Genomic DNA, 23430 nt, shown 5'->3' with positions numbered 1-23430 from the left:
TGCTGGAAGGGGATGTCAGCGTAGTTCGTGACAATGGCCTGCCGGGTTCCGGCCACGACCTCCGCCGTCAACCCTCTGGGCCTGAGGCCTACTTCTGTCCGCCGCAGTCACAACGGCCCGAGGTTTCGGGCTGACATCCGCGAAGCCCGCCGAACCCGCGGCGGGGGCGCTGACGCACTCGCCTGCACAAGACCGGGACCGCCTGCACAACGCGGGGCCAGGAACGCTCCTCCGGGCTCTCACACAGAGAGTCACCGGCGCAGCGGACCTTTTCATCGACGAGCTCTGGCTTGACCATGACCTCGGCGGAGATGACAGCATCATGCCGGTGGTGACCCTCTTGGAGGAGGCAGGCTTTCAGGGCGTCCCGTTCCAGATCGGTACTGTCTACGTGCACAGCGCCAACCCCATCGGGGCCGAAACTGTTGTGCGATCCCTTTCACATTGGAACCACCACGTTCGACGAGCCGTCGCCCAATGAGTGGCTAGCGGCCCCTGCCGTAATGGTCGGCGATCCGCCGCATCGGGAGGCCGGGTAGGTAGGCGATCTTGCACGCTGAGGGCCTTGGCGAGGTGTGGTACGAGGCGTAAGCGGGCGGTGCGCTACTCGATGGCTACCTTGCCCTTGCCGGTCCAGCAAGCGGAGCCCGCGGGGGCCGCGCAGGACATGGGGCAGTTTTCACGAGCGACCACCTATGAAACGCGGTGCGGCGAAGTCGCACTATCGGTGCGGGTCTCCGGGGCGCGTTGGCTGATCGGCTGTGTGCTGTGAGCCGTCTTGGCGCCTGGTCGCGTGGAGGGAGCCGAGCAGGCGGAGGGAGTGGGCGCTGGGGCTGCCCGGTTCGGCGTGGTAGATGACGAGCTGCTGGCCGGGTGCCTCGCGTACGTCGAACGCCTGGTAGGTGAGCGTAAGCGGGCCGACGTCCGGATGGAGGAGGTGTTTGGCGCCCCGCGTCTTGCCTCGCACGCTGTGGGACTGCCATAGGCGCGCGAAGTCCGCGCTGTGCTCGGCGAGGGTGCCGACCAGTTCGCGCAACCGCGGGTTGTCCGGTTCGAAGCCGGTCGCCTCGCGGAGGTTGGCGACGGTGGCTTGTGCCGCCCGGTTCCAGTCCGTGTGGAAGGTGGGGCCGGCCGGGTCGAGGAACGTCATGCGGGCGAGGTTGTCCGCCGGGGTGAACGCCGAGTAGAGGGCCTGGGCCAGCGCGTTGACCGCGAGGAGGTCGAGGGTCCTGTTCATGACGAACGCCGGTGTGTTGGGGTAACCGTCCATCAGCTGTCGCAGGGCCGGGCTGACGCGCTCGGTGCGGCGAGGCGACAGCCGTTCGGCGGGAGCGGCCCCGGCCAGCCGGTACAGGTGCGCCCTGGCGTCCTCGTCGAGGTGCAGTGCGTGACTGAGCGCGTCGATCACCTGGGGCGAGGGGTTGCGTTCGCGGCCCTGTTCCAGGCGGGTGTAGTAGTCGGCGTTCACTCCGGCCAGGACGGCGACCTCCTCGCGGCGCAGCCCGGCGACTCTGCGGGTCCCGTGGCTCGGCATCCCGACGTCGTGCGGGCGCAGGGCGGCGCGGCACGCGCGCAGGAAGTCCCCCATGCGGTTGTCGTCCATGTTCCAAGGCTAGGCGGCGGACCGCCGCGCTGCCTGGGTGTGGTGCACCCAGGCAGCAAGCGTCCTGGTCACTCATCGCTGACCTGCGCAGACTCGGAGGAGCGGGAAGGACCGCACCGTTCGAGGAGAGGAGGTCGCCATGGCCGCGATCGAGGACGACCACGTGGACGTGGTGGGTATGTGGGTGACCGAGGACGGGCACATCCGGCAGGAGCTGTTGCCGGACGGCCGTTACGACGAGGCTCGCGGCGGGCGGGCCAGCGCGTACACCGGCCGTTACACGGTCACCGGTAATCACCTGGACTACGTCGACGACACCGGGTTCACCGCCACGGGGGACATCCGCGACGGAGTGCTCTACCACGAACACCTCGTCCTGTACCGGGAGTCGAGCCCGTCGTAGCGGGGCGGCGAGCGTTGCGGGACAACGGGGTTCGGGCAGCAACTGCTCGGGTCGGGGAGAGTAACTCCTCGTGGGAGTGGGCCGGCTGGCCCGAGTCAGGCAGCAGTCGCTGACAGACGCTTATCAAACGCAAGGGAAGCACCGTATTCATGACCGGACGACGTCTTGAGGGCAAGGTGGCCCTGATCACGGGCGCGACCGGGGGGGGATCGGTGCGGCGACCGCCGAACTCTTCGTTCAGGAGGGCGCCGGCTGGTGATCACCGATGTCCTCGACACGGTCCGCCCCGACAGCCGTGCCTACCTCGCATCGTTCGCCGACGCCCAGCCCCTGGGCCGAGTCGCACAGCCCGTAGAGATCGCCGAGGTTCTCTGCTTCCTCGCCTCACCACGCTCCAGCTTCATCACCGGAGCCGTGGTACCCGCAGACGGCGGCTTCACCGCCGTCTGACGAGACGGGGCCGATCAGCCGTGGGCACCGTGAGCCCCAGGTCGAGTCGCTGGTCCATGTCCAGGCGGAAGGTCCCGTAGGGGCGGACGTTGGACCAGAACGGCGCGGGCAGGCCGCGCCGGCCCTCGTCGCTCAGTCTTGATGCTCAGGCCGGTTCGGCCAGGACCTGCTGCACCTGCAGGGTGTTGACGTTTACGAGCGCGGCTTGGAGCAGGTGCAGGGCGAGCATCGGGGGCTCAGCATGCTGGTTGTCCGGGCCGGGGCGCCGTCCTTGCCTTGCCGTAGTGGAGCACGGTGTTGGCGCTGTTCTTGTTCTCCGCAACCTGTAGCCCGCCGTGGATCTCGCGGCGTAGGCCAGGACTGGCCAGAAAATCGCGGGCGAACACCGTACGAACTGCGCAGCCGGGTTCCGATCCGGCGCCTACCTTAAGCGAGTTGGCCACCGATCCCGGCCCCGATCCCGGCCCCGACGGCGCGCGGCCGCTGCCTCTCGGTTCATGGCCGCGCTCGCCGTCCACACCGTGCGCCGCCCGGACCCCGACGGCACCCCGGTGGAGCCGCCGAAAACCCGTACCCACAGTCACGCACCTGCACTATCGCGATTAAATGATCATCCGTGGGCGGTGCGTTGGTCATTCGAGGGTTTCATCGTTTGCCAGTACGGGACTTCGAGGAGCTCGATTCGCCACTGTCAGGCTTGCACGGTGGGGCGGACGACGATCTCGCTGACATCGACGCCATCGGGCTGTTCGATGGCATAGCCGATGGCGGAGGCGATCGCCGAGGGTGGCATGGCGATCTCGTCCCTCTGCTGCGTCATCGCCGCCGCTGCTTCGGGGCTGGCCCCCTTGCCGACACCTTCGGTGTTGGTGAAGCCGGGAGACACGAGGGTGACGCGCAGGTCAGGACCCGATTCCTGGCGTAGGCCCTCGGTAAGCACCTTGACCGCCGTCTTGGTGGCCGCGTAGACCGCCTGCGGAGTTTTGACGACGTAGGCCGCAGTGGAGCCGACGTTGACGAACTGGCCGGAGCGCTGCCGACGGAAGATGGGCAGGGCCGCCCCGATGCCGTTGAGCAGACCGGTGATGTGGGTGGAGACCATGGCGTCCCAGTCGTCCTGGCGCAGGTCGTCGAACGGCGAGACGGCCATCGTGCCCGCGTTGGAGACGAGGACGTCGAGTCGACCGTACTGGTTGAGAGCGGTGCCCGTCAGGCGCTGGAGGTCTTCGCGACGGGTGACGTCGACGATGACGCCGATGGCAGTGCCGCTCTTCGCCGTGATGCCGTCCACGACGGCCTTCAGTCGGTCCTCGCGGCGGGCTCCGAGTACGAGCCGGGCGCCCTGTTCGGCGAGATAGGCCGCAGTTTCCGCACCGATGCCACTGCTGGCACCTGTGATCGCGATGACTTTTCCCTGGATACCCGACATGATCGGCTTCCTTTCTAGGGGTGCGCGTAGGTCGATGCAGTGACCTACAGTGGAAACGGAGGTGCCCCCAGTTATCTGCACCCTAAGTGGGGGCGCGCCCGGTTAGCAAGTTTGAAGGCCTTCGAAGAGGAATGGCGAGCGCTGATGACTGATGGAACGCTCCGGCCGCTGCGGGCTGACGCACGGCGCAACAGGGAGAAGATCCTTACGGCCGCTGTACGCGTCTTCACCACGGAGGGGCTGGACGCGCACCTGGAACGCGTTGCCAAGGAAGCAGGCGTGGGCAGTGCGACCCTGTACCGCAACTTCCCCACCAGGGAGGCCCTGATTGAAGCGGTCTACCGCAACGAGGTGGCCCACTTGTGCGATGCCGCCCCCGCTTTGCTTGCGCGGAAGCCGCCGACAGAGGCCCTGCGCGCGTGGACACGCCTCTTCCTGGACTACGTCACCGCCAAGTACGGCATGATCGACGCCCTGCGTGCCATGGCCGCGACGGGAAGCAATCCTTATGGTCACAGCCGGGAAATGATCCAGGCTGCCATCACCTCACTCATGGACGCCTGCACGGCCGCCGGGGCGATCCGCACGGATATTCAGCCCGCCGACATCGGCGCTGCCCTGGAAGGCATCGCCCTCACCTCGGCGGGTGCGGAACACCGGCAGCAAGCAGAACGCCTGCTCGACCTCACCCTCGACGGCCTCACGGTCCGCCCATGAGGACGACTCGCGCATGGTTCTGCCTCTGCGGGCGTGTCCGGGACTGTCGAGATCTGGTAAGACCCCCCAGCGGTCCGATCGTGACGTAACCCTCCGCGACCACTCCCCAAGATCTGTGCCAGAACCCACTACTGCTCGATAAAGCCACCCGGAGCACTGCCCGGCGCCACCGCGCTGGACCAGGCCCGCGCGGCAGGGAAATTTACTCCGGTGCACGACGCCTGGTGGGAGGCCACCCGACGCGCACACGGCGATGCTGCCGGCACCCGGGCGCTGATCGAGGTCCTGCTGCTGCACCGGCACATGAGTCACCACCACGTCATCGCCGGAATCGCCGCCGCCCTGCAAGCAGGGGCCCTGACCTCGGACGCGGTGGCCCTGGAAGCGCGCCGGGCCGCCGAACGCGAGACCCCCAGCGAGCCGGGCCCGGACACGGCACCGGGGCGGATCGACCCTGTGGTGGTGGCGCTAATCGCGCGCCGGCTGGCCGCACTGCCGTCCGACCCGCGCCCGCTGCCCTCGGTGGCCGCCTACGACCAACTCCTGCGCCATACCCGGCCACCTGCCGAGCGTCCCACCAGTTAAGGAGTCCGCCATGAGCGTCACCCGTCACCGCGGCCTGACCGAACCGGCCGCCGACGCGGCCATCGATGCCGCCTGCCGCAACCTGCGTCTGCCCACGATGCGCGGCCAGTTCTCCGAACTCGCCGCCGCCGCCCGCGACCAGATGACGTATCGCGGGTTCCTGGCCGAGTTGCTGATGGCCGAGCGCGACGACCGCAACCGCCGTCGCTCCGAGCGCCGGATCAAAGCCGCAGGCTTCCCCCGGGAGAAGGCACTGCGCACCTTCGAGTTCGACGCGAACCCCGCCATCGACCCGGCCGCCATCCACACCCTGGCCTCCTGCGAGTGGGTCCGCAAAGGGCTGCCACTGTGTTTGATCGGCGACTCAGGCACCGGCAAATCACACCTGCTATCGCGCTGGGCACCGAGGCCGCGATGGCCGGCTTCCGGGTCAAGTACGTCCTGGCCACCAAGCTCGTCAACGAACTCGTGGAGGCCGCCGACGAGAAGTTGCTGACCAAGACCATCGCCCGCTACGGACGGGTCGATCTTCTTTGTATTGACGAGCTGGGGTATATGGAGCTGGATCGGCGCGGTGCCGAACTACTGTTCCAGGTTCTGACCGAGCGCGAGGAAAAGAACAGCGTGGCGATCGCGTCCCAACCTGTCCGCCCACAAAGGCGCCGACTCCCGCCGCTGGGCCAGGAACCACAAGGTCGAACTGTGCTTCACCCCGCCCTACGCCTCCTGGGCCAACCCGATCGAAGCCCACTTCGGACCACTTCGGCAGTTCACCATCGCCAACTCCCACCACCCCAACCACACCGTGCAGACACGGGCCCTGCACGCCTACCTGCGCTGGCGCAACGCCAACGCCCGCCACCGCGACGTCCTGGCCGCAGAACGCAAGGAACGCGCCCGCAGCCGCAGCGAGAAGGGCATCCGCTGGGGCGGGCGCCCCAGCGCGTCCGCAGCCTAAAACCGCCCCACGGCCAGTGACTCAGAAACCTCGGAAGACGCCGTCCTCGTCGACGGCGCCGGCGAACTCCTCGAAGTCCATGTTCGCGCCCGAGAGGTTGTTCTCAATGCTCCACAGCTGGGCTGCCACAACGCGGACACCACGCCCACGCTCACCCTGCAGGTCCAGCACGAGGAGTGGCCGTTCAGTCGAGGCGAGGGCTACAGAGTCCGCTAAGACAAGAAGCGGATGCTGGTACGCCGCGGGGATCAGGTCGAGGGCCTGGTCGGATGTCAAACCCCCGTACATCCGGTCATCGACGACTGCGACGTTGGCCAAGAAACCGTCCTTGCTGGGCGAGAACAGCGACGCCCGCAGAGCGTCCCACGCACCGTCTGCCGAGAAGTCGGTGCGCACAACGAGGGCTTCCAAAGTGCAGGGGAGCTGATTCATGCGCGGACAGTACCGCCAACCCGGTGAACCAATCCGGTCACAGCACTAGTGTGATGCGCCAGAAATCCTGTTGATTAGTTCTGCTGTGTTTTTTGACCGGTAGTTCCGACTTTGGCGAGGTAGTCGACGAGGGAGTTGAGGATCTCGTCGGCTGTCTTGGTCCAGGTGAACGGCCGTGGGTTCTTGTTCCAGTTGTCGATCCATACGGTGATGTCGTCCTCGAGTGCCTTCACCGAGGTGTGGACGCCGCGGCGGATGAGCTTGTCGGTCAGCAGGCCGAACCACCGCTCGACCTGGTTCATCCAGGAGGAGCCGGTGGGGGTGAAGTGGACGTGGAAGCGAGGGTGTTTGCCAAGCCACGTCCTGATCTCGGCGGTGTTGTGGGTGGCGTAGTTGTCGCAGACGAGGTGCACGTCGAGGTCGGCGGGCACCGCCTTGTCGATCCGGATCAGGAACTTCTTGAATTCGATGGCCCGGTGGCGGCGGTGCAGTGCTGATATGACGGTGCCGTCGGCGATGTTGAACGCGGCGAACAGGCTGGTGATGCCGTGCCGGTAATAGTCGTGGGTGCGGCGTTCGGGCATGCCCGGCATCATCGGCAGCACCGGCTGCGAGCGGTCCAGTGCCTGGATCTGGGACTTCTCGTCCACGCAGAGCACGACCGCCTTCTCGGGCGGGTGGTGGTACAAACCGACCACGTCGACGACCTTGGCGACGAACTGCGGATCGGTGGACAGCTTGAAGGAGTCCTGCAGGTGGGGCTTGAGGTCGAACCGTTTCCAGATGCGCCCGATCGTGGACTTCGACAGCCCGGTGCGCTGGGCCATGGAGGCCCGTGACCAGTGCGTGTCCTGGCCCGGGACCGACTCCAAAGTGGCCACGACAATCTCCTCGACCTGGTCGAGGAGGATTGAAGGCGGCCGACCCGAGCGCGGCTCGTCCTGCAGACCATCGAGGCGATGTGCGAGGAACCGGGCCCGCCAGCGGTCTACGGTCGACCTGTCGACGCCGAGGTCGGCCGCGGCCTGCTGATTCGTGCCGCCCTCCGCGCAGCGCAGCACGATCTTGGCTCGCAACGCCAGGAACTGGGCGGTCTTCGCCTGCCGCGCCCACTGCTGCAGCTGCCTGCGCTCGGCATCGTCCAAGACCAGGTCGGCCTTCGGCCGGCCGATCCAGCCGGCGTCCTCAAGCCCGGCCATCCGCTGGGCGGCGAAGGCCCTACGCCACTTGCTTACCGTCTTGGCCTGGACCCCGACGACCCGCGCCACAGCCGCATTCGACATGCCCTCAGCACACGCCAGGATGATGCGGGCCTTCTCGGCCGAACGCCGGTGCGGCCGTTCCGTCCAGCTCACCAACTCGAGGCGCTCGGCCTCGGACAGCGTGATCTCCACAGCAGAGGGCCCCGGATGCGACATGCCAACAGGGTAGTAACTAATCAACAGGATTTCTGGCGCATCACACTAGAGAGGGTTTCGCGGCATGCGTGCCACGCCCTCCGGTTGCATGGTGAGCGGCATCTCGGGAGCTGCCTGCAACGCGGCCGCGCTGCCCGGCAGGGCCTTCCGGTCTTCGCGCTCGCGCACCTCTCGGGCTTCGACCTGATGCCCAGGATCAGGATCAGGAACTGGAAGGAGCTGACCCTTTAGCGGCCCACGAAGTCAGCCGAGTACGTGCACATCGACGCCCTGTTCGGAGAGCGTGGCTGCAATGTCATCGACTTCGACCTGATCGAGTTCCAGTTCCGGCAGCTGTTGCGGGTGGCGATCTCGGTGCGCGAGGGCGTCATCTCCTCACCCTGCTGCTGCGGCGCTTGCGGGCCGGGTCACGCAAGAACGCGGCCTGCACCGCCTTCTACCGCCTTCCGCGAGGTCGGCCGCGTCATCCGCACCGTCCAGTTGCCGCGCTATCTCTCGGACGCCCCGCCGCGCCGCCGGGTGACCGCCGCGACGAACAAGGTCGAGGCAGTCAACAGCTTCTCCCCGGGGATCGGCTTCGGCAACGGCGGGGTTATCACCGGCAACGATCCGGTCGAGCAGGAGAGGACCGTGAAATTCACCCCGGACGTCGACTTCAGCCCGCTGCGCGGCGACGCCCCCGGCACGGACGGCTACGGTCAAGCAGCCTGACTCCACCCCCGCCGAGGCCCACAGCCCGCCCCAAAACATAGGACAGCTTCTCAGCCCGTCCTTGACCTCTGTCAGGGCCGTGAGTGCCGTGAGTGCTGGGCCGTTGGATTTTTTCCATCTGGCTGACCCAGTGGCCGTTTGCCCTGGTTGGCGCCGCTCTTGACGCCGTGATGGGCCGCTATGCGTACCGATGTGTCTCGCACCGTAGTGCTATTGCGCCATTCGAAGGCCGACTCCTCGTGCGAGGGTGATGATCCCCAGCGTCCGCTCGCCGAGTGTGGCCGTCGTCGTGCCGGTAACCGGGCGCACGGACAAGACCGTCCCCTGGGCGCGGGCTTCCCCGGGGGGAAGGGTGCACGGGCAGTCAGCGGAACAGGCGGAAGAACCCGCGTACTTGCTTGACCAGCGACTCCGGCTGCTCCAGCGCGGCGAAGTGGCCACCGCGCGGCAGCTCCTCGAACCAGCGCAGGTCGGTGAATCGCAGCTCGGCCTCCCGCCTCGACGGGCGGGTTATGTCGCGCGGGTAGACCGACAGCCCGGATGGCGCGGTCACCCTGTCCCGGAAGTTGGCGAAGCTCTCCCAGTACAGGCGCGCCGACGACGTGGCCGACGCGGTGAACCAGTAGACGGAGATCTCGTCGAGGATCGTCTGCCGCGACAACGCGTCGCCGGGATGGCCGTCGTTGTCCGTCCACGCCCAGAACTTCTCGGCGATCCAGGCGGCCTGCCCCGCCGGGGAGTCGGTGAGGCCGTAGCCGAGTGTCTGCGGCCGGGTCGCCTGGATCGCAGAGTACCCCCGACCGGTGCGCTGCATCTCCTTCTCGGCCTGGAGATTCTCCAGCTCCGCGGGCGTCGGGTCGTCGAACGTGCCCGCCGCCACGGATCCCAGGTTCAGGTGCACGCCGGCGACCCGCTCGGGCGCCACCTCGCCCAGCACCGCGGACACCGCCGAACCCCAGTCACCGCCCTGTGCGCCGTACCGTTCGTAGCCCAGCGAGACCATCAACGTGTCCCAGGCGCGCGCGGTGCGAGTGATGCCCCACCCGGTGGTCGACGGCTTGTCGCTCCAGCCGTACCCGGGCAACGACGGCGCGACCACGTGGAATGCGTCCACCGGATCCCCGCCGTGCGCGCGCGGATCGGTCAGCGGGCCGAGGACCTCCTGGAATTCGAGCACCGAACCCGGCCACCCGTGCGTGAGGACGAGCGGAAACGCGTCCGGCTCCGGCGAGCGGACGTGCAGGAAGTGGATGCCGAGCCCGTCGATCGTGTCGCGGTACTGAGGGAACACGTTCAGCCGCTCGGCGAACCCGAAGTCGTAGTCCTCGGCCCAACTGCGGCACAGCTCCTGCGCGTACGCCAATGGCAAACCCTGCGACCAGTCGTCCACCGGCTCGCGCTCGGGCCACCGTGTCCGTCGCAATCGTTGACGCAGGTCCGCGATCTCGGCGTCGGTGATGCTGACCTCGAATGGCTCAGCGGACATGGCAAGGCTCCTTACTGGTCAAGGTGTTGTCGGGTCAGATGCGGGTGGATCGTCATCGCCGGCTCCCATGGGTGGCGTCGGGTTCGGGGCGGGTGTCTGCGGTAGGGCGCCGGGTCAGGCTGAGGACGAGTCCGGCCAGGGGGAGTGCCGCGAGCATGGCGAGGGCCACCGGCACCGGCACGATGCCGGACAGACCCGCGACAGCGGCCGGACCGATCCCGCCACCCAGGGCGTTCATGAAGTTGAGCAGGCCCTGGGCGGTGTCGCGGTCGTCCGCGGCGACCAGGTCCGGCGCGAGGCTCACCAGTACGGCCTGGACGCCGGCGAACCCGCACACGGTCAGCCCCGTGCCGACGACGATCGGGACCGGCCCGGTGAGGATCGCGACCACGAGCACACCGACGACGGTGAGTGCCGCAAGCCCGGCCGACACCTGCCAGCCGGTGAATCGGTCGGTCAAGGTGCCGACCAGCCGCCCGGCCGGCACCGAGCAGGCGGCGGCCGGGACCAGGAGCACGCCGGCTTCCAGGGGGCCACCGCCCGTGGCCTGCTCGATCAGGGACGGGGCGCGGAACAGCATGCCGTAGTAGCCGGCGAAGACGGTCCCGCCGATGAGCCCGGCCGCCAGGAATCCGCGGGATGCGATGATCCGCCGAGGCACGAAGCCGTCGGGCGTACTTCGAACGCGCCACCACAGTCCCACGGCGGCGAGCGCGCCGGCGGCAGCCACGACGAGAGTGACTGGAGCGGGCAGGCCGACCGAGTGTGCCTGCAGCAACGTGATCAAGGAGCCGGCGAGTACCGAAAGCACGGCCGCGCCGACGATATCGAGTCGCCCGGTCGGGCCGTTTCGCTCGCCGCTACCGCTCCGCGTCAGCGCCCGCCAACTCGGCAATGCGGCCAGTAGGAGGGGCAGCGCGAGGACCGGGATCGCGAGCACGGCACGCCACCCGAGCCATGCGGTCACCGCCCCGCCCGACAGCGTCCCGCACCCCGACGCCGTCGCGCTGGCGGCCGCGATGATTCCCAGGGCGCGGATCCGTTGCCGCCGGGGAAGGGCGGTGGCCGCGGCAAAGACGGCGATCACGGTCGCGCCCGCCCCGGCGCCGCCGATCAGTCGGCCGCCGATCACGATGGCCAGTGTCGGCCCGGCTCCGGCGAGCGCGGAGCCCGCGGCGAGCACCACTATCCCGGCGACGAGGACCTGGAAGGGACTCCAGCGGGCCAGCAGCCGACCCGCGACCGGTATCGCGAGCGCGGAGGTCAGCGACCACGCGGCGAGAATCCATGCGGTGGCCCCGAACGGCACCGCGAATGCGCGGCCGATGGCCGGCAGGGCTACCGACGGCGCTCCCAGTGCCACGTACATGGGCAGCACCAGCATCCCCAAAGCCAGCCCCAGCCGACGCCCGTCGGGGGCGTCAATTCGCTTCGGTGCCGGTGTCCCTCCAGACGGGATCGTCTGCGGCGTCGTCCCCTGCCGAGTATGCTGTGACACGCTAAATCCCCTTTGCGTGTAACGCTACGGAGCAGTAAGGAGACACGTCAAATGCAGGATGCGTATCACAGTCCATGGGTGGTCCAGACGGCCGTCGACCTGGCCAACACCTTGAGGCCGATCAAGGGGGAGGACGCGCTCAAAACCGTGGAGCAGCTCCGGGACTTCCTTGACGACCATCCCGCAGCGGTGCCTCCGAATTCGGCCGCGAACCAAGGGGCCGGTCAGCGGCATCTCACCCGCATCGACCTGGCGGAAGTCCGCGCGTTGCGCGATACGGTGCGTGAGGTGCTCGAACGGGCGAACGCGGACGCGGTCGAAGCTGTGGCTCTGATCAACGACGGCCTGCGTCGCAGCCGCGCCACCCCGGTACTGCGCCACGAGGAGGACCGCTGGTGGACCGAGGTGACCTCCGACACCGACCGCTGCTCGGCGCACCTTGCCGCGACTACGCTCAGCGCACTGGCCTCCGTGATCGCCACGCTCGGTCCCGCTCGTCTCGGCGTTTGTGCCGGGCCGACCTGCCGGGCCACTTTCGTGGACCTCTCGCGCAACGGCTCGAAGCAGTACTGCACCCGGACCTGCGCACACCGGGCCAGCGTCGCGGCCTACCGGAGCCGGCGCAGCCCCCGTTGATTGCCGGGGGCCCGACCCTGCCAGGTCGGCGCCGGGGTTTCGTCCGAGGCCGCCTTCGACGAACTCGTTCGGACCTCCGAGGGTATTCCGCGCGACGCGGTCTGCATCGCAACGAAAGCTGCGATGCAGGCCCGAGGCCGCGAGATCTACGGTCCGATCGTCCAGGACGCGGCGTGACCCTGGCATCAGTCCGAAAAGGCGCGTGCTCTCCGCCCCTATCCCAAACGGACCGACTGACCGCCGGGTGATCGACCACGGTACCTACGCCGACCTGCTCCACACCAACTAGTGCTGGATTCCTCAAAGAAGGTACACATAGCGGCGTCGTAGAGAGCGGGTTGGTGGTGCCGCTCTGCCCCAAACCCAGGGACGTGCACGGGAGTTGAGTTGGTCGGTTGCGAGGGTCGTGGCCTGGGCGATGTCGTCGGGGTTGGCGAACGACCGGCCGGCGAGGGCGGCCTTGCGGAAGATGCGCCACCAGCCTTCCTGGAGGTTGAGCCAGCACGCGCCGACGGGGATGAAAGAGTGGTGGATGCGGGGATGTTCCTCGAGCCAGGTCCGGGTGGACAGGCTGTTGTGGCTGGACAAGTTGTCGGTGACGATCCAGATCTCCCCGGTCGGGTTGGCGTCCTCGACCTGTTGCAGAAACCGCTGGTAGAAGACGCTGTTACGGGAGGAAGCGGTCATGGTGATCTGCTGGCCGTCCCGGACGCGTAAAGCCCCGTAGACCCAGGTTTTCTCGGGCCCACGGCTGTAATCGAGCTCGGCTTTGATCCGGCGTCCGTCGGGTGACCAGGCGGGTGCGGGCGGGAAGGTCCGGGGGATCACTGGCCCCAGCTCGTCGGCGCAGATCACCGTCGCGTCGTCGGGCGGGTGGGTGTAGAGGCCGATGATCCTTGTCCTTTTGGGACGAAGTCCGGGTCCTTCGACCGCATCCAGGACCGGGTGCGGCGCCAGCGCACGCCCTCGGCGAGCAGGATACGGCGCACCTGTGAGCGGCCTACCTCGATCCTCTCGGCCCGCGCGGCCGCGGCCAGAGAATCCAGTGTCCACTCGGCCGGCCCGGACTCGTCGAAGGCCCACAGTTCTCCGACGGGTTCCCACCGCAGTCGCCCCGGCGGCACGGTCTTGACCAGGGAGATGATCCGGGATCGTTCCTGCTCGGTGATGCGTCGTCTGCGGCCCTGCCCGCCCAGATCATCGAGTCCCTGCAGGCCCGATCGGTTGAAGCGGTGCAGCCAGCAGCGGACCGTTTTCTGGCTGCAGTCCAGCTCCACGGCGATCGCCGGCACCCGCAGCCCCGACCAGCTCAGCTCGATCATCCGGGCCCGCATCACCGCATCCCGCGGAGCCTTCCGTGCCCGTGACAGGCGCCGGACGAACGGCCCGTTCGTCCTCGTCACGCTCCGGTCGTGCCCATAAAACCATCGCCCAGCACCCGCCCCCGAGCACCCTCAACTACCCCGCCACCAGGACATATACCCAGTGAAAGAGGAATCCAGCACTAGTAGTACTTCGTTAGCTCTATGCGTTTTCGCTGATCAAGAGCATGTTGGGTGTGTGGATACGCATGAAGTGAACCGATTGCGGGCTGGGTTGGCGCTCTTCGTGGAGAACGCGTTCGCTTCGGTGCCGCGCAAGGATCAGCGGCGGTGGGGCGAGTGCTATCTGCGGGGGCTGATGCTGGACGGCCGGCGCAAGTCGATCCAGCCGATGGCCGAGCGGCTGCCGGACGGCAACATGCAGGCGCTGCAGCAGTTCGTCAGCCAGTCCCCGTGGGAATGGACGCCGGTGCGACGGCGGATTGCCGAGCGTCTGGTCCAGGTGGTGAAGCCTGAGGTGTGGGTGGTCGACGACGTGTCGTTCCCCAAGTGCGGCAAGGCGTCGGTCGGGGTGGCCCGCCAGTATTGCGGAGCGGTCGGTAAACGGGCGAACTGCCAGGTCGCGGTCAGTGTCCATGCGGCCACCGACACCGCCTCGTGCCCATTGGAATGGCAGCTGTATCTGCCGCGGGAGTGGACGGACAGGCCGGACCGGTGCCGCAGAGCGGGCGTGCCCCATGAGGTGGTGCACCAGGAGAAGTGGCGTCTGGCGCTCGGCCTCCTGGACACACTCGCCCAGTGGCAACTGAAGGCGCCCGTCGTGGTCGCTGACGCCGGCTACGGCGTCAGCACCCCCTTGCGGATCGGTCTCCAGGAACGGGGACTGTCCTATGTCCTTGCCCTGCAAGGCAAGGAAGTCGCTCACCCGGAGGATGCCGAGCCGCACCGGCCCGCTTACGGCGGGCTCGGGCCGCCTCCTCTTGCCCGCTATCGCACTCCGCCGCGAGCCGTCCGCGCCCTCGCGGCGGAGGTGGGTGCCGAACAGTTCACCGAGGTGACCTGGCGGCAGGGCACCAAGGGCGCGATGACCTCGCGGTTCACGGTGCTGACGGTGCGGCCCGCGGGCAAGCAGTCCCTGGCGGCCGCTCAGGAAGCGGGCGGCGGCCGCAACCGGTGGGACGGTGTCCTGCCCACCCAGACCCTTCTGGTCGAATGGCCGCACGGCCAGGACGCCCCGACGGACTACTGGATATCGAACCTGCCTGCCGCCACTCCGGCAGCTGACCTGGTGCGGTGGGCGAAGATGCGCTGGCGGATCGAGCACGACTACCGCGAGCTCAAGCACGGGTTGGGCCTGGACCACTTCGAGGGCCGCACCTGGCGCGGCTGGCACCACCACGTCACCCTCGTCACCGCTGCCCAGGCTTTCCTCACCCTTCGCAGGCTCGACCCAAAAGCCGAGGCACCAGCCCGAGCCTCTACCAGACCCTCGACGCACTCCAAGACCTGCTGAGGTGCTGGACCGGCACATGCACCACCTGCCATCGCCCCCTCAAAACCGGCAGAACCAGGACAAGAACCTAACGAAGTACTACTAGATAGTCATCGTTCGTCGCGGCGATCGAAGCCGAAGGCTCCCGCGCCATCGGCGCCCGCCTCGATGGGTCGAAGCGGGACGAGATCGAGATGCTCCTTGAGACTGCGCGCAGCAGGTTCGGTGGCCTGGTCATCGTCGTGGCTGAGGCCGGCATCGACGAGACGGGCGGCCCGGTCCTGGACGTGACAGGGCCCCCTGGGTGGTTCACCGTCCGGGGCGAACTCATCGGGCCCCATGCTGACGGATTCGGTCCCCAAGCCTTCCCCGGGCGGTGCGCCGTGCGGTGTCAGTGGTGCACGCACTACCGGTCACAGCCCCGAGGTGTCGTGCGGTTCGATGAGCCCGTGGTGATGGGCGAACCGGACGGTGTGGACGCGGTCCCGGAGTCCGAGTTTGGCGAGGACGCGTGAGACATGGGTCTTGACGGTCTGTTCGCCGACGTACAGCTGGTCGCCGATCTCGGCGTTCGAGAATCCCCTGGCCACGAGCAGGAACACCTCGTGTTCGCGCGGGGTGAGGCGTTCGAGGCCCGGCGCCCGGTCACGCGCGGGGGGAGCCGGGGTGAGGGCGTCGGCCAGCCGTGGCGCGAGGCGGCTGGTGATGGAGGGATCCAGGTAGGTGTCGCCGCGAGCCGCGACGCGGATCGCGGTCACGAGTTCGTCGGGAGGCAGGCTTTTGAGAACGAAACCGGCGACCCCCGCCGACAGCGCCGAACGCAGGTAGTCGTCGGTGCCGAACGAGGTGAGCAGGATGATCTTCACGTTCGGGTGTCCCGCGGACCGGATGCGGCGTGCGGTGGCGAGCCCGTCGAGTCGGGGCATGCGGACGTCCAGGACGGCGAGGTCGGGTGCCAGTGACGTAACGGCCTCGACGGCGCTGCTTCCGTCGCCGACGTCGGCGACGCATTCCATGTCCGGCTGCGCATCGAGCACGGCCCGGAAGCCGGAGCGGAACATGGCGTGGTCGTCGGCGATCACGATGCGCAGCGTCACCGGGCACCTGCCAGCGGGATCGTCACGCTCGATTCCCAGTAGTTCCCGTCCGTGGTGACGCCGAAGGTCCCTGAACCGCCCAGCGCCTCCGCCCGCTTGCGCATGCCGCGCAGGCCGAGCCCGGACCCCGGCGGTGGGGATGCGTGCGGTGCGTCCGCTGCCGGGGAGGCGACACGGTTGCGGGCGGTGAGGGCCACGCAGCCGTCCACGCAGTCGAGTTCGACCCGTGCCGCCCGGCCGTCCCCGTGCCGGAGAACGTTCGTCATCATCTCCTGTGCCACCCGGTACACCGTGATGTCGACTTCCTTCGTGAGGGGCGGCGGTGAGCAGTACACGACGAACATGACGTGCAGACCCGAGGCGCGCAGATTGGTGAACAGCTCCGGCAGCATCGTGACTCCGGGCTGGTCGGTGGAGTCGCTGCCGTCGTGCAGCAGGGACAGCAGCCGCCGAAGGTCCGTCATGGCCGCCTGGCCTGACTGCTGCACCGCGGCGAGCGAGGTGTGCACCGGGCTGTCATGGGGGACGGCCGTGCCGGTGAGGTTCAGCCGGGCCGCCGTCGTGTGGACGCCGATCGCGCCGACGTGGTGGGAGATGACGTCGTGCAGCTCGACCGCGATCGTCTCGCGTTCCCTCGTCACCGCGGCGGCGATCTCGGCCTCCGCGTCGCGCAGCGTTGCCTCCCGCTGGCGGCGCAGCTCCTCCACGTGCTCCTTACGGGCGGTGGTGTATCGGCCCACCAGCCACGGCAGCAGGGCGTTGGCGGCGACGACACCGAGTAACGTCACCGGAGCGGTGAGTCCGGTGATGACCATCGAGGCCAGGTTTCCGGCGCATACCGTGATCAGGGCGGCGGCGGAGGACCGGCCGCGCAGCCAGGCACCGGCCCGGTAGGAGCCGACCAGTTGGCCGGCCGTGCTCGGATTGCGTCCCGGCATCACGAACGCCAGGGCGACACCCACCGCCGCGTGGATGACGGCGACCCAGCCGGAGAATCTCGGTGCGGTCGCGAGCGTGACGTCGGCGGCGATGACCACGGCCAGCAGGACGGGCGTCCACGGGCCCGGATCCGGGCCCCGTGTGAGGAAGTTCAGACCGTCGACGGCGGCGCACATCAGCGCGACCGACACGGCCTGGCGGGCCAGCGACCTCTGCGCGTCACGCGCTGCCGGTCGGGCCGTCCACCGGCGGATCCGTCCAGCCGCGGCCAGGTACACAGTGCGGGACATCCGGCCATTGTGCCGGGGCGGAAGCGGTCCGGCGTCACTCTCCGGAGGGACAGACGATCACCGCCCGGCGTGACGCTTCGGGACCCGCGCACCCCTAGCTTTCCCGGCATGCGTTCTTCCCCTCACCGCCGTCGCTCCCTCGTCGTGGCGGGCATCGCCGCCGCGCTGCTCGTGCTGGCCGCCGTCCTCGTGTGGCCGGACTCCACCATCCGCGTCCCGCAGGGTGCCAAGCCGGACTCGCTGACCATGAAACCGTGCTCCTACGACACCGAGGACGGCTCCGTGGCCGCCGACTGCGGGACTCTCGTGGTCGCGGAGAACCGGCGCGACTCCGGCTCCCGGCTGATCGCCCTGCCGGTCGTACGGATCCGGGCGGCCTCGAAGCCGGCCGGTGAGCCCGTCTTCCGGTTCGGTGGCGGGCCGGGACAGTCCAACATGGACTTCCCGCAGGCAGGCCGCCTGACGAAGAACCACGACGTCGTGTTGGTGGGCTACCGCGGCGTCGACGGCTCGTCCCGCCTCGACTGCGACGAAGTGACGAACGCGCTCCAGTCGTCGGCGGACATGACCGGCGGGCAGAACCTGCCGCACACCCGCCGGGCCTTCGAACGGTGCGCCGACCGGCTGCAGCGCTCCGGCGTCGACCTGACCGGCTACTCGGCGGTCCAGCGCGTCGAGGACATGGAGTCGGCGCGCAAAGCGCTCGGCTACCGGCGGATCAACCTGCTCAGCTCCAGTGCCGGCACCCGGACCGCGATGATCTACGCATGGCGCCACCCCGACGCACTCCGGCGCTCGGCGATGATCTCGGTCAACCCGCCCGGACACCTGTACTGGGACCCCCGCATCACCGACACGCAGTTCGGCCAGTACGCCGACCTCTGCCGGGCCGACCGCGCCTGCGACGCGAAGACCTCCGACCTCGCCGCCACCATCCGTTCCCGGGTCGCCGACATGCCCAGCAGATGGGGGCCCTTCAGGATCAAGAAGACGAACGTCAGCATCCTGAGCCAGTACTCCATGCACATGAACGGCGAAGGCTCGGCACCCGGCAACGCGCCCACGGTGATCGACGCCTACCTCGACGGCGGACCCGGCGCACTGTGGGCCATGTCGGTGCTGGCGGATGTCACGCTGCCGAGCTCCACGGTGTGGGGAGAGCTCGCCTCCTTCGCCATGATCGACGCGCCCGCCATGCGGACCTACTACGGCCGGGGCGGTGATCACGGATCGATCCTGGGCAACTCCTCCACCGATTTCCTCTGGGGCGGCCCGAACGGATTCTCCACCGTGTGGCCGGACAGCCCGGACAACGCCGAATACCGCACCGTGCGCCCCAGTTCCGTGGAGACCCTGCTGATCGGCGGCGAACTCGACTTCTCCACACCGCCGGTCAACGCCACCAAGGAGCTGCTGCCCTCACTGAGCCGGGGGAGCGAGGTGGTCCTGCCCGGCATCGGACACACCGCCGACTTCTGGCAGCAGCAACCCAGGGCGGGCACGCACCTGCTCACCACCTTCTACGACTCCGGCCGCGTCGACAGCTCGCGATTCGAGCGCCGTCCGGTCGACTTCACCGCCGTCCCGATGAGCATGTCGCTGATCGCCGGTCTTCTGCTCGCCGGTGTGACCGGAGTGCCGCTGCTCGCTCTGCTCGCGCTGGTACTGCTGGCCCGCCGACGCCGCAGCCGGGGCGCGCCTGGCCGCCTGGCGGGCCGCTGGATCCGGCTGCTCGGCACGGCACCCCTGGGTCTCGCCGGCTGGCTCCTGGGCGTCCTGTTCGCCTGGATCTTCGCTCCGCAGTGGTTCATCACCAGCCTCGCGGTGGTGGTGCCCGGCACCGGGCTGCTGGTCGGCCTGGGGGTGTACCTGGCCCGGCCGGACGCGGACCCGGACGGCTCGAAGCGGACCACCACACCGATGCTCGTCCTTCTCGGCGCCTGGCTGGGCGCACTGCTGGGCGCTCTGGCAGGGAGCGGGCTGCTGATACCCGCGACCGCCGTCCTCGGTGCCGTCGCCGGAGCCAACGTCCTCCTCGCGATCCGCACCTCCCGGCGCCGCCCGCTCGCCGCCACGGCCGTCACCGGATGAGACGGCCGGCGCCTCCGCAGCCTGCCGGACCGGTGTACCGGAACGCGGGCCGACGGCGCCCGCTCCGCCCGTAGCGCCGGCATCCGGACCCGCCGTGGGCCGGGCAGGGACATCCCTGCCCGGCCCAGGCTGCCTTCCCAGCTTCCAGCTCACGTTGTTTTCCCGGCTGTTGGACGGTTCCCGCGGCGTGGGTGTCTCGCCCCCTCCAGGGACGGGCTCACCCCGTCAGGACTTCCACCCCGAGGAGGGCGGCGGTCCTGGTGTGAACGGTGGCGGCGGGTGCGCCGTCCAGCGCCGTACGCGAGAGGCCGGCCGGCGCCGAAGTGGATCCAGGCCCAGTTTTAGGAGCGCGGGCCTTTCGCCGCGTACCCGCATCTGTACCCGTGCCCTTGGCCGTACCCGTACCCGTACCCGTGCCCTTGGCCGTTCCCGTTCCCGGCCGGGTACGCGACAAGATCGCGCAGTCGGACTGCAGTCCTAACCGCGAGCGACCTCGGCGGTGTGCGCGGGGGTGTAGCGCTCGCCCGTCACCTGGTCGCTCAGCGGGTCCAGCGCGGCCAGTGCCTCGACGTCCAGGCTGAGTTCCAGCGCGGCCGCGTTCTGCTCCAGCCGGGCCGGGCTGCGGGTGCCCGGAATGGTCGCCACCGCCACCCCGAGCCGCGAGGTCTGGGCGTACACCCAGGCCAGTGCCACCTGGGCCGGGGTGGCACCCAGCCGCTCCGCCACCTCGCGCACGGTCTGCGCGATCTCCTCGTTGGCCTCGCCCGCCTCGCCGGCGAAGCGGGGGTTGGTGCGCCGGAAGTCCTTCTCGCCCAGCGTGGAGCGGTCCAGGGCGCCGGTCAGGAACCCCCGCCCCAGCGGCGAGTACGGCACCAGTGCGACCCCCAGCTCGGCCATCACAGGGGTGACCGCCTCGACGTCGCGGGTCCACAGCGAGTACTCGCTCTGCACCGCGGTGATCGGGTGCACCGCGTGCGCCCGGCGCAGCAGCTCGCCGTCGACTTCGGACAGGCCCAGATGGCGGACCTTGCCCGCCTGGACCAGCTCGGCCATCGCCCCGACGGTCTCCTCGATCTCCACATCCTGGGGCGGGCGGTGGGCGTAGTACAGGTCGATCACCTCGACACCCAGCCGCAGCAGCGAGGCGTCGCAGGAACGCAGTACGTAGTCCCGGGCACCGCGGATGCGGCGTGCCCGGTCCCCGGCGCTGCGGTCGATGCCGAACTTGGTGGCCACCTGTACCTGGTCCCGGCGGCCGTGGACGGCCCGGCCCACCAGCACCTCGTTATGTCCGGTGCCATAGGCGTCGGCGGTGTCCAGGAACGTGATGCCCAGTTCCAGGGCTCGGTCGATGGTGGCGAGGCCGCAGTCCCAGTCGGCGGCGCCGTAGCTCTCGCTCATCCCCATGCATCCCAGGCCCATCGCGCTGACGGTGAGGCCGGGTGAGCCGAGCGTGGTTCGGGTGATCATGCGCGGATACTCCTCCTGCCCAGCGGACCGGGCGGTACCTCAAGGGCTGACGAATGCCTGCGACGCTAGGACCTGGAGCGCGCCCGAAGTCAAGCCGGAGGGCCGGTCCCCACCGGCAGGTCAGGCGCGGCGGGAGCGGGGGAGGGGTTGAAGCGGTCCACCGGCAGCAGGCCGCCCCAGGGCCCGGCCACCGCGCATGTCCCGGCCGTCTTCACCAGCGGGTGCAGCGGCCCGGCGGCCGGACCCGTTCCCGGCAGGGCCAGCGACAAGAGCGCGAAGCCAGAGGGGAGTACTGGCCTCCGGCTTTCACGAGCATGTGTGATGAACTGTGGCCCGGCTACGAGACGTTGATCTCGTCTCGGTCAAGAGAGTGGGAGGGGCCGTGGCCCTTGGTGGGGGGACGTGGCAGCGGATTGCCGCGGTGGTGCTCGTCATGGCGGTGGCGGCAGGGTGTACGGGGCAGGACGAAGGCGCAGGCGGCGGAAACGGCGAAGACCTGCTGCTAAACCACGACTGGAAGCACATGCCGGGCACCACCGCGCACAACGGAATCCTGCGGGTCAGCGCTGCGGATCGGCACATCGTGGAGCAGGATTCCTCCGGCGGCCAGCCCAACCCCCCGCTGAACCTGGCCGGCCCGCATCTGAGGTCCGACGGCGACTTCACCGTCACCGCGCGCATGTCCGGTGTGGGTGACGATGACGGCGGCTCATGGCTGCGACTGTACGGACGGGTGCCGGTCATCTACGACGAGTGGCGGCAGGAGCGGCCCTCACTGCGCGTCGGCGTGACCGCCGACGGACAGGTGAAGGTACAGATATGGGACGGCGAGGGCGATGAGCCGGCCATCTCCAAGGATTTCGACTGCGGCTGCTCCGGGACGGTGACGCTCGCCGTGTCGAGCATAGGTGACACCTTCCGTGTGAAAGCCGACGGGCGGCAGCTAGGAACCGTGCAGGACCCGGGGGTGTTCGCCGAGGGTACGGTCTGGTTCGGTCTGGAGGCGGACGCGGGCGACGACGAGCGCCGCGAGGGATGGCGTTTGACGCAGCTGAACGCGCGGGCGGAGAGCGGTGATTCGCTCCGCGTGATCAAGGCGCCGCAGCTACGCCAGGAACAGTCCGACGACTCGCTGCGTGCGCGGGCCACAGAAGTGGGGCGGCCGTTCGACGTCGGCACCGCCCTGGCCGAGAACCCGCTGCTCACCGACTCACGCTACCGGGCGCTCGCGGGAAGCCAGTTCTCCATGCTTACTCCGGAGAACGCGTTCAAGCCACAGTTCCTCCACCCGCGCCGGGGCGTCTACGACTTCCGCGACGCGGACCTGCTCGTACGCTTCGCCCGCGCGAACGACATGAAGGTGCACGCGCACACCCTCGTCTGGCACGAGGCTCTGCCCCACTGGATGCGGGAGAACGACGACCCCGATCAGGTGCGCCGGACCATGCTCCGGCACATCGCCAAGGTGGCAGGGCACTTCAAGGGAAAGGTCGCGGAATGGGATGTGGTCAACGAGCCCATGTCCGACGACGAGGAGAGCTACACCAACGGGGATCTCGGTCTGCGTTCCGAGCAGAGCCCGTGGTTCGAGGCCATGGGCGAGGAGTACATCGACGAGGCGTTCAGGGCCGCCCACCGGGCCGATCCGAAGGCACGGTTGTACCTCAACGAGTACGGGGTCGAGGAGGAAGGCGAGCGGTGGGACGCCCTTTACGCTCTGGTCGAGCGGCTCAAGGAACGCGGCGTACCGATCGACGGCGTGGGTTTCCAGAACCATGAGTACGCACCTGCCGACCGCATCGACCCGGAGACCTTCCGCAGCCACGTGCGGGATCTGGCGGAGCTCGGGGTTCAGGCACGGGTGTCGGAGATGGACGTCCCCATAGATGAGGACGAAGAGGACGGGCGGCAGACCCAGGCTGACGAGATGGCGGGCAAGCTGCGGGTCTGCCTGGAGGAGCCGAACTGCACATCGTTCTCCACATGGGGATTCACCGACCGGTACGGTTCCACCGCCGACACCAAGATCTATCCTCCGCGCACGGCCGATTCCCTGCCCTGGGACGCGGCCCTGCAGCCGAAGCTGGCGTATGAGCGCCTGCTCGAAACCTTTGTGTGATGTGGTGGGTTGGTGGGTTGGTTGGTGGGTTGGTTGGTGGGTGGGTGTCAGTGACGGTGTGTCAGGTCGGGGTGTTTTTGCTGGTGGGGTGTTGAGTAGGGGGGTCGCTGACGCGTTCGGGCGACCGGTTCTCCTGAAAATCCCGTGCTCCGGGGCCGGTCAGGTCAGGTCAGGTCAGGTCATGAGGAGTATCCGTTTGCGGAGCAGGTCGAGGTTGGCTCGGCCGTAGCCCTTCCGCTTGATCAGTTTGACGCGTGTCATGTGGCCCTCGACCTGGCCTGAGC

The 23430-nt window shown here is 68.7% G+C and carries 21 protein-coding genes and 4 pseudogenes; 12 read left to right on the top strand and 13 right to left on the bottom strand.

Going from position 1 to position 23430, the window contains the following annotated elements:
* Positions 1-94 precede the first annotated feature (94 nt).
* Positions 95-481, top strand: a complete 387-nt coding sequence (locus K3769_RS41145; protein ID WP_372515154.1) for a cyclic-phosphate processing receiver domain-containing protein — start codon at positions 95-97, stop codon at positions 479-481.
* Positions 482-721: 240 nt separating this feature from the next.
* On the opposite strand, the gene K3769_RS18290 is transcribed toward K3769_RS41145, so the two are convergent.
* A complete protein-coding gene (locus K3769_RS18290) occupies positions 722-1603 on the bottom strand; it encodes a helix-turn-helix transcriptional regulator (RefSeq protein WP_267027473.1) in 882 nt (293 codons plus the stop codon).
* Positions 1604-1742: 139 nt separating this feature from the next.
* Between K3769_RS18290 and K3769_RS18285 the strand changes: the two genes are divergently transcribed.
* Both K3769_RS18285 and K3769_RS18280 read left to right on the top strand, forming a co-directional pair.
* Complete coding sequence (locus tag K3769_RS18285; RefSeq protein WP_267027472.1) at positions 1743-2006, top strand: Atu4866 domain-containing protein; 264 nt, start codon at positions 1743-1745, stop codon at positions 2004-2006.
* 252 nt (positions 2007-2258) lie between these two features.
* Positions 2259-2456: pseudogene (locus K3769_RS18280) on the top strand (SDR family oxidoreductase); the annotation flags it as partial.
* Positions 2457-2692: 236 nt separating this feature from the next.
* Here the strand turns inward: K3769_RS18280 and K3769_RS18275 are convergent.
* Both K3769_RS18275 and K3769_RS18270 read right to left on the bottom strand, forming a co-directional pair.
* The gene (locus K3769_RS18275) at positions 2693-2842 is read right to left on the bottom strand and encodes a hypothetical protein (RefSeq protein WP_267027471.1); all 150 of its coding nucleotides are present in this window, start codon (positions 2840-2842) and stop codon (positions 2693-2695) included.
* A 305-nt stretch (positions 2843-3147) separates the two neighbouring features.
* Positions 3148-3885, bottom strand: a complete 738-nt coding sequence (locus K3769_RS18270; protein WP_267027470.1) for an SDR family oxidoreductase — start codon at positions 3883-3885, stop codon at positions 3148-3150.
* Positions 3886-4029: 144 nt separating this feature from the next.
* On the opposite strand from K3769_RS18270, the gene K3769_RS18265 reads away from it, so the two are divergent.
* The 4 genes and pseudogenes from K3769_RS18265 to K3769_RS18250 form a co-directional block, all read left to right on the top strand.
* Positions 4030-4602, top strand: coding sequence for a TetR/AcrR family transcriptional regulator (locus tag K3769_RS18265; protein WP_267031430.1), 573 nt, complete (start codon positions 4030-4032; stop codon positions 4600-4602).
* 210 nt (positions 4603-4812) lie between these two features.
* A complete protein-coding gene (locus K3769_RS18260) occupies positions 4813-5187 on the top strand; it encodes a hypothetical protein (protein ID WP_267027469.1) in 375 nt (124 codons plus the stop codon).
* A 10-nt stretch (positions 5188-5197) separates the two neighbouring features.
* Positions 5198-5826: pseudogene (locus K3769_RS18255) on the top strand (ATP-binding protein); the annotation flags it as partial.
* Between the two features lies 1 nt (position 5827).
* Positions 5828-6145 (top strand): annotated as a pseudogene (locus tag K3769_RS18250) (transposase); the annotation flags it as partial.
* 21 nt (positions 6146-6166) lie between these two features.
* Here the strand turns inward: K3769_RS18250 and K3769_RS18245 are convergent.
* Entirely contained in the window at positions 6167-6577 is a 411-nt protein-coding gene (locus K3769_RS18245) for a DUF6924 domain-containing protein (protein WP_267027468.1), read from the bottom strand.
* 74 nt (positions 6578-6651) lie between these two features.
* Entirely contained in the window at positions 6652-7995 is a 1344-nt protein-coding gene (locus tag K3769_RS18240) for an IS630 family transposase (protein WP_267026466.1), read from the bottom strand.
* 243 nt (positions 7996-8238) lie between these two features.
* On the opposite strand from K3769_RS18240, the pseudogene K3769_RS18235 reads away from it, so the two are divergent.
* Positions 8239-8706, top strand: a pseudogene (locus K3769_RS18235) (Tn3 family transposase); the annotation flags it as partial.
* Between the two features lie 364 nt (positions 8707-9070).
* Here K3769_RS18235 and K3769_RS18230 read toward each other — a convergent pair.
* Positions 9071-10192 (bottom strand): epoxide hydrolase family protein, encoded by a 1122-nt coding sequence (locus K3769_RS18230; protein ID WP_267027467.1) that lies wholly within the window; start codon positions 10190-10192, stop codon positions 9071-9073.
* 52 nt (positions 10193-10244) lie between these two features.
* A complete protein-coding gene (locus K3769_RS18225) occupies positions 10245-11576 on the bottom strand; it encodes an MFS transporter (protein WP_267027466.1) in 1332 nt (443 codons plus the stop codon).
* Positions 11577-11741: 165 nt separating this feature from the next.
* Between K3769_RS18225 and K3769_RS18220 the strand changes: the two genes are divergently transcribed.
* Positions 11742-12326: a CGNR zinc finger domain-containing protein gene (locus K3769_RS18220; protein WP_267027465.1), complete on the top strand. Its 585-nt coding sequence runs from the start codon at positions 11742-11744 to the stop codon at positions 12324-12326.
* Between the two features lie 300 nt (positions 12327-12626).
* Here K3769_RS18220 and K3769_RS18215 read toward each other — a convergent pair whose 3' ends face one another.
* The gene (locus K3769_RS18215; protein ID WP_267026284.1) at positions 12627-13181 is read right to left on the bottom strand and encodes a transposase; all 555 of its coding nucleotides are present in this window, start codon (positions 13179-13181) and stop codon (positions 12627-12629) included.
* A complete protein-coding gene (locus K3769_RS18210) occupies positions 13178-13729 on the bottom strand; it encodes a helix-turn-helix domain-containing protein (RefSeq protein ID WP_267027464.1) in 552 nt (183 codons plus the stop codon). The genes K3769_RS18215 and K3769_RS18210 overlap by 4 nt, the downstream gene beginning before the upstream one ends.
* Positions 13730-13886: 157 nt before the next feature.
* On the opposite strand from K3769_RS18210, the gene K3769_RS18205 reads away from it, so the two are divergent.
* Positions 13887-15161: an IS701 family transposase gene (locus tag K3769_RS18205; protein ID WP_267027463.1), complete on the top strand. Its 1275-nt coding sequence runs from the start codon at positions 13887-13889 to the stop codon at positions 15159-15161.
* 89 nt (positions 15162-15250) lie between these two features.
* Here K3769_RS18205 and K3769_RS18200 read toward each other — a convergent pair whose 3' ends face one another.
* The 3 genes from K3769_RS18200 to K3769_RS18190 form a co-directional block, all read right to left on the bottom strand.
* Positions 15251-15481, bottom strand: a complete 231-nt coding sequence (locus K3769_RS18200) for a hypothetical protein (protein ID WP_267027462.1) — start codon at positions 15479-15481, stop codon at positions 15251-15253.
* A 72-nt stretch (positions 15482-15553) separates the two neighbouring features.
* Positions 15554-16237 carry a response regulator gene (locus tag K3769_RS18195; RefSeq protein WP_267027461.1) on the bottom strand — a complete coding sequence of 228 codons (684 nt, stop codon included), beginning with the start codon at positions 16235-16237 and terminating at the stop codon, positions 15554-15556.
* On the bottom strand, positions 16234-17466 hold the full coding sequence (locus tag K3769_RS18190; RefSeq protein ID WP_267027460.1) for a sensor histidine kinase: 1233 nt from the start codon (positions 17464-17466) through the stop codon (positions 16234-16236). The genes K3769_RS18195 and K3769_RS18190 overlap by 4 nt, the downstream gene beginning before the upstream one ends.
* A 108-nt stretch (positions 17467-17574) precedes the next feature.
* Here K3769_RS18190 and K3769_RS18185 point away from each other — a divergent pair, with 108 nt between their 5' ends.
* Positions 17575-19557, top strand: coding sequence for an alpha/beta hydrolase (locus K3769_RS18185; protein WP_267027459.1), 1983 nt, complete (start codon positions 17575-17577; stop codon positions 19555-19557).
* A 477-nt stretch (positions 19558-20034) separates the two neighbouring features.
* Here the strand turns inward: K3769_RS18185 and K3769_RS18180 are convergent, their stop codons facing one another.
* The gene (locus tag K3769_RS18180) at positions 20035-21027 is read right to left on the bottom strand and encodes an aldo/keto reductase (RefSeq protein WP_267027458.1); all 993 of its coding nucleotides are present in this window, start codon (positions 21025-21027) and stop codon (positions 20035-20037) included.
* 382 nt (positions 21028-21409) lie between these two features.
* Between K3769_RS18180 and K3769_RS18175 the strand changes: the two genes are divergently transcribed.
* Positions 21410-23146, top strand: a complete 1737-nt coding sequence (locus K3769_RS18175) for an endo-1,4-beta-xylanase (protein ID WP_267027457.1) — start codon at positions 21410-21412, stop codon at positions 23144-23146.
* The last annotated feature ends 284 nt before the right edge of the window (positions 23147-23430 follow it).

Origin of the sequence: Streptomyces ortus, assembly GCF_026341275.1 — a bacterium.
In the GTDB taxonomy this organism is placed as follows: domain Bacteria; phylum Actinomycetota; class Actinomycetes; order Streptomycetales; family Streptomycetaceae; genus Streptomyces; species Streptomyces ortus.
This window is presented reverse-complemented; position numbering and strand designations above follow the sequence as displayed.

Bases quoted from the DNA above. Each gene is read 5' to 3' on its own strand.
- K3769_RS18200 (WP_267027462.1), bottom strand. From the start codon at position 15,481: ATGGGGCCCGATGAGTTCGCCCCGGACGGTGAACCACCCAGGGGGCCC.
- K3769_RS18180 (WP_267027458.1), bottom strand. From the start codon at position 21,027: ATGATCACCCGAACCACGCTCGGCTCACCCGGCCTCACCGTCAGCGCG.
- K3769_RS18230 (WP_267027467.1), bottom strand. From the start codon at position 10,192: ATGTCCGCTGAGCCATTCGAGGTCAGCATCACCGACGCCGAGATCGCG.
- K3769_RS18245 (WP_267027468.1), bottom strand. From the start codon at position 6,577: ATGAATCAGCTCCCCTGCACTTTGGAAGCCCTCGTTGTGCGCACCGAC.
- K3769_RS18270 (WP_267027470.1), bottom strand. From the start codon at position 3,885: ATGTCGGGTATCCAGGGAAAAGTCATCGCGATCACAGGTGCCAGCAGT.
- K3769_RS18240 (WP_267026466.1), bottom strand. From the start codon at position 7,995: ATGTCGCATCCGGGGCCCTCTGCTGTGGAGATCACGCTGTCCGAGGCC.
- K3769_RS18220 (WP_267027465.1), top strand. From the start codon at position 11,742: ATGCAGGATGCGTATCACAGTCCATGGGTGGTCCAGACGGCCGTCGAC.
- K3769_RS18225 (WP_267027466.1), bottom strand. From the start codon at position 11,576: ATGCTGGTGCTGCCCATGTACGTGGCACTGGGAGCGCCGTCGGTAGCC.
- K3769_RS18185 (WP_267027459.1), top strand. From the start codon at position 17,575: ATGCGTTCTTCCCCTCACCGCCGTCGCTCCCTCGTCGTGGCGGGCATC.
- K3769_RS18285 (WP_267027472.1), top strand. From the start codon at position 1,743: ATGGCCGCGATCGAGGACGACCACGTGGACGTGGTGGGTATGTGGGTG.
- K3769_RS18290 (WP_267027473.1), bottom strand. From the start codon at position 1,603: ATGGACGACAACCGCATGGGGGACTTCCTGCGCGCGTGCCGCGCCGCC.
- K3769_RS18265 (WP_267031430.1), top strand. From the start codon at position 4,030: ATGACTGATGGAACGCTCCGGCCGCTGCGGGCTGACGCACGGCGCAAC.
- K3769_RS18190 (WP_267027460.1), bottom strand. From the start codon at position 17,466: ATGTCCCGCACTGTGTACCTGGCCGCGGCTGGACGGATCCGCCGGTGG.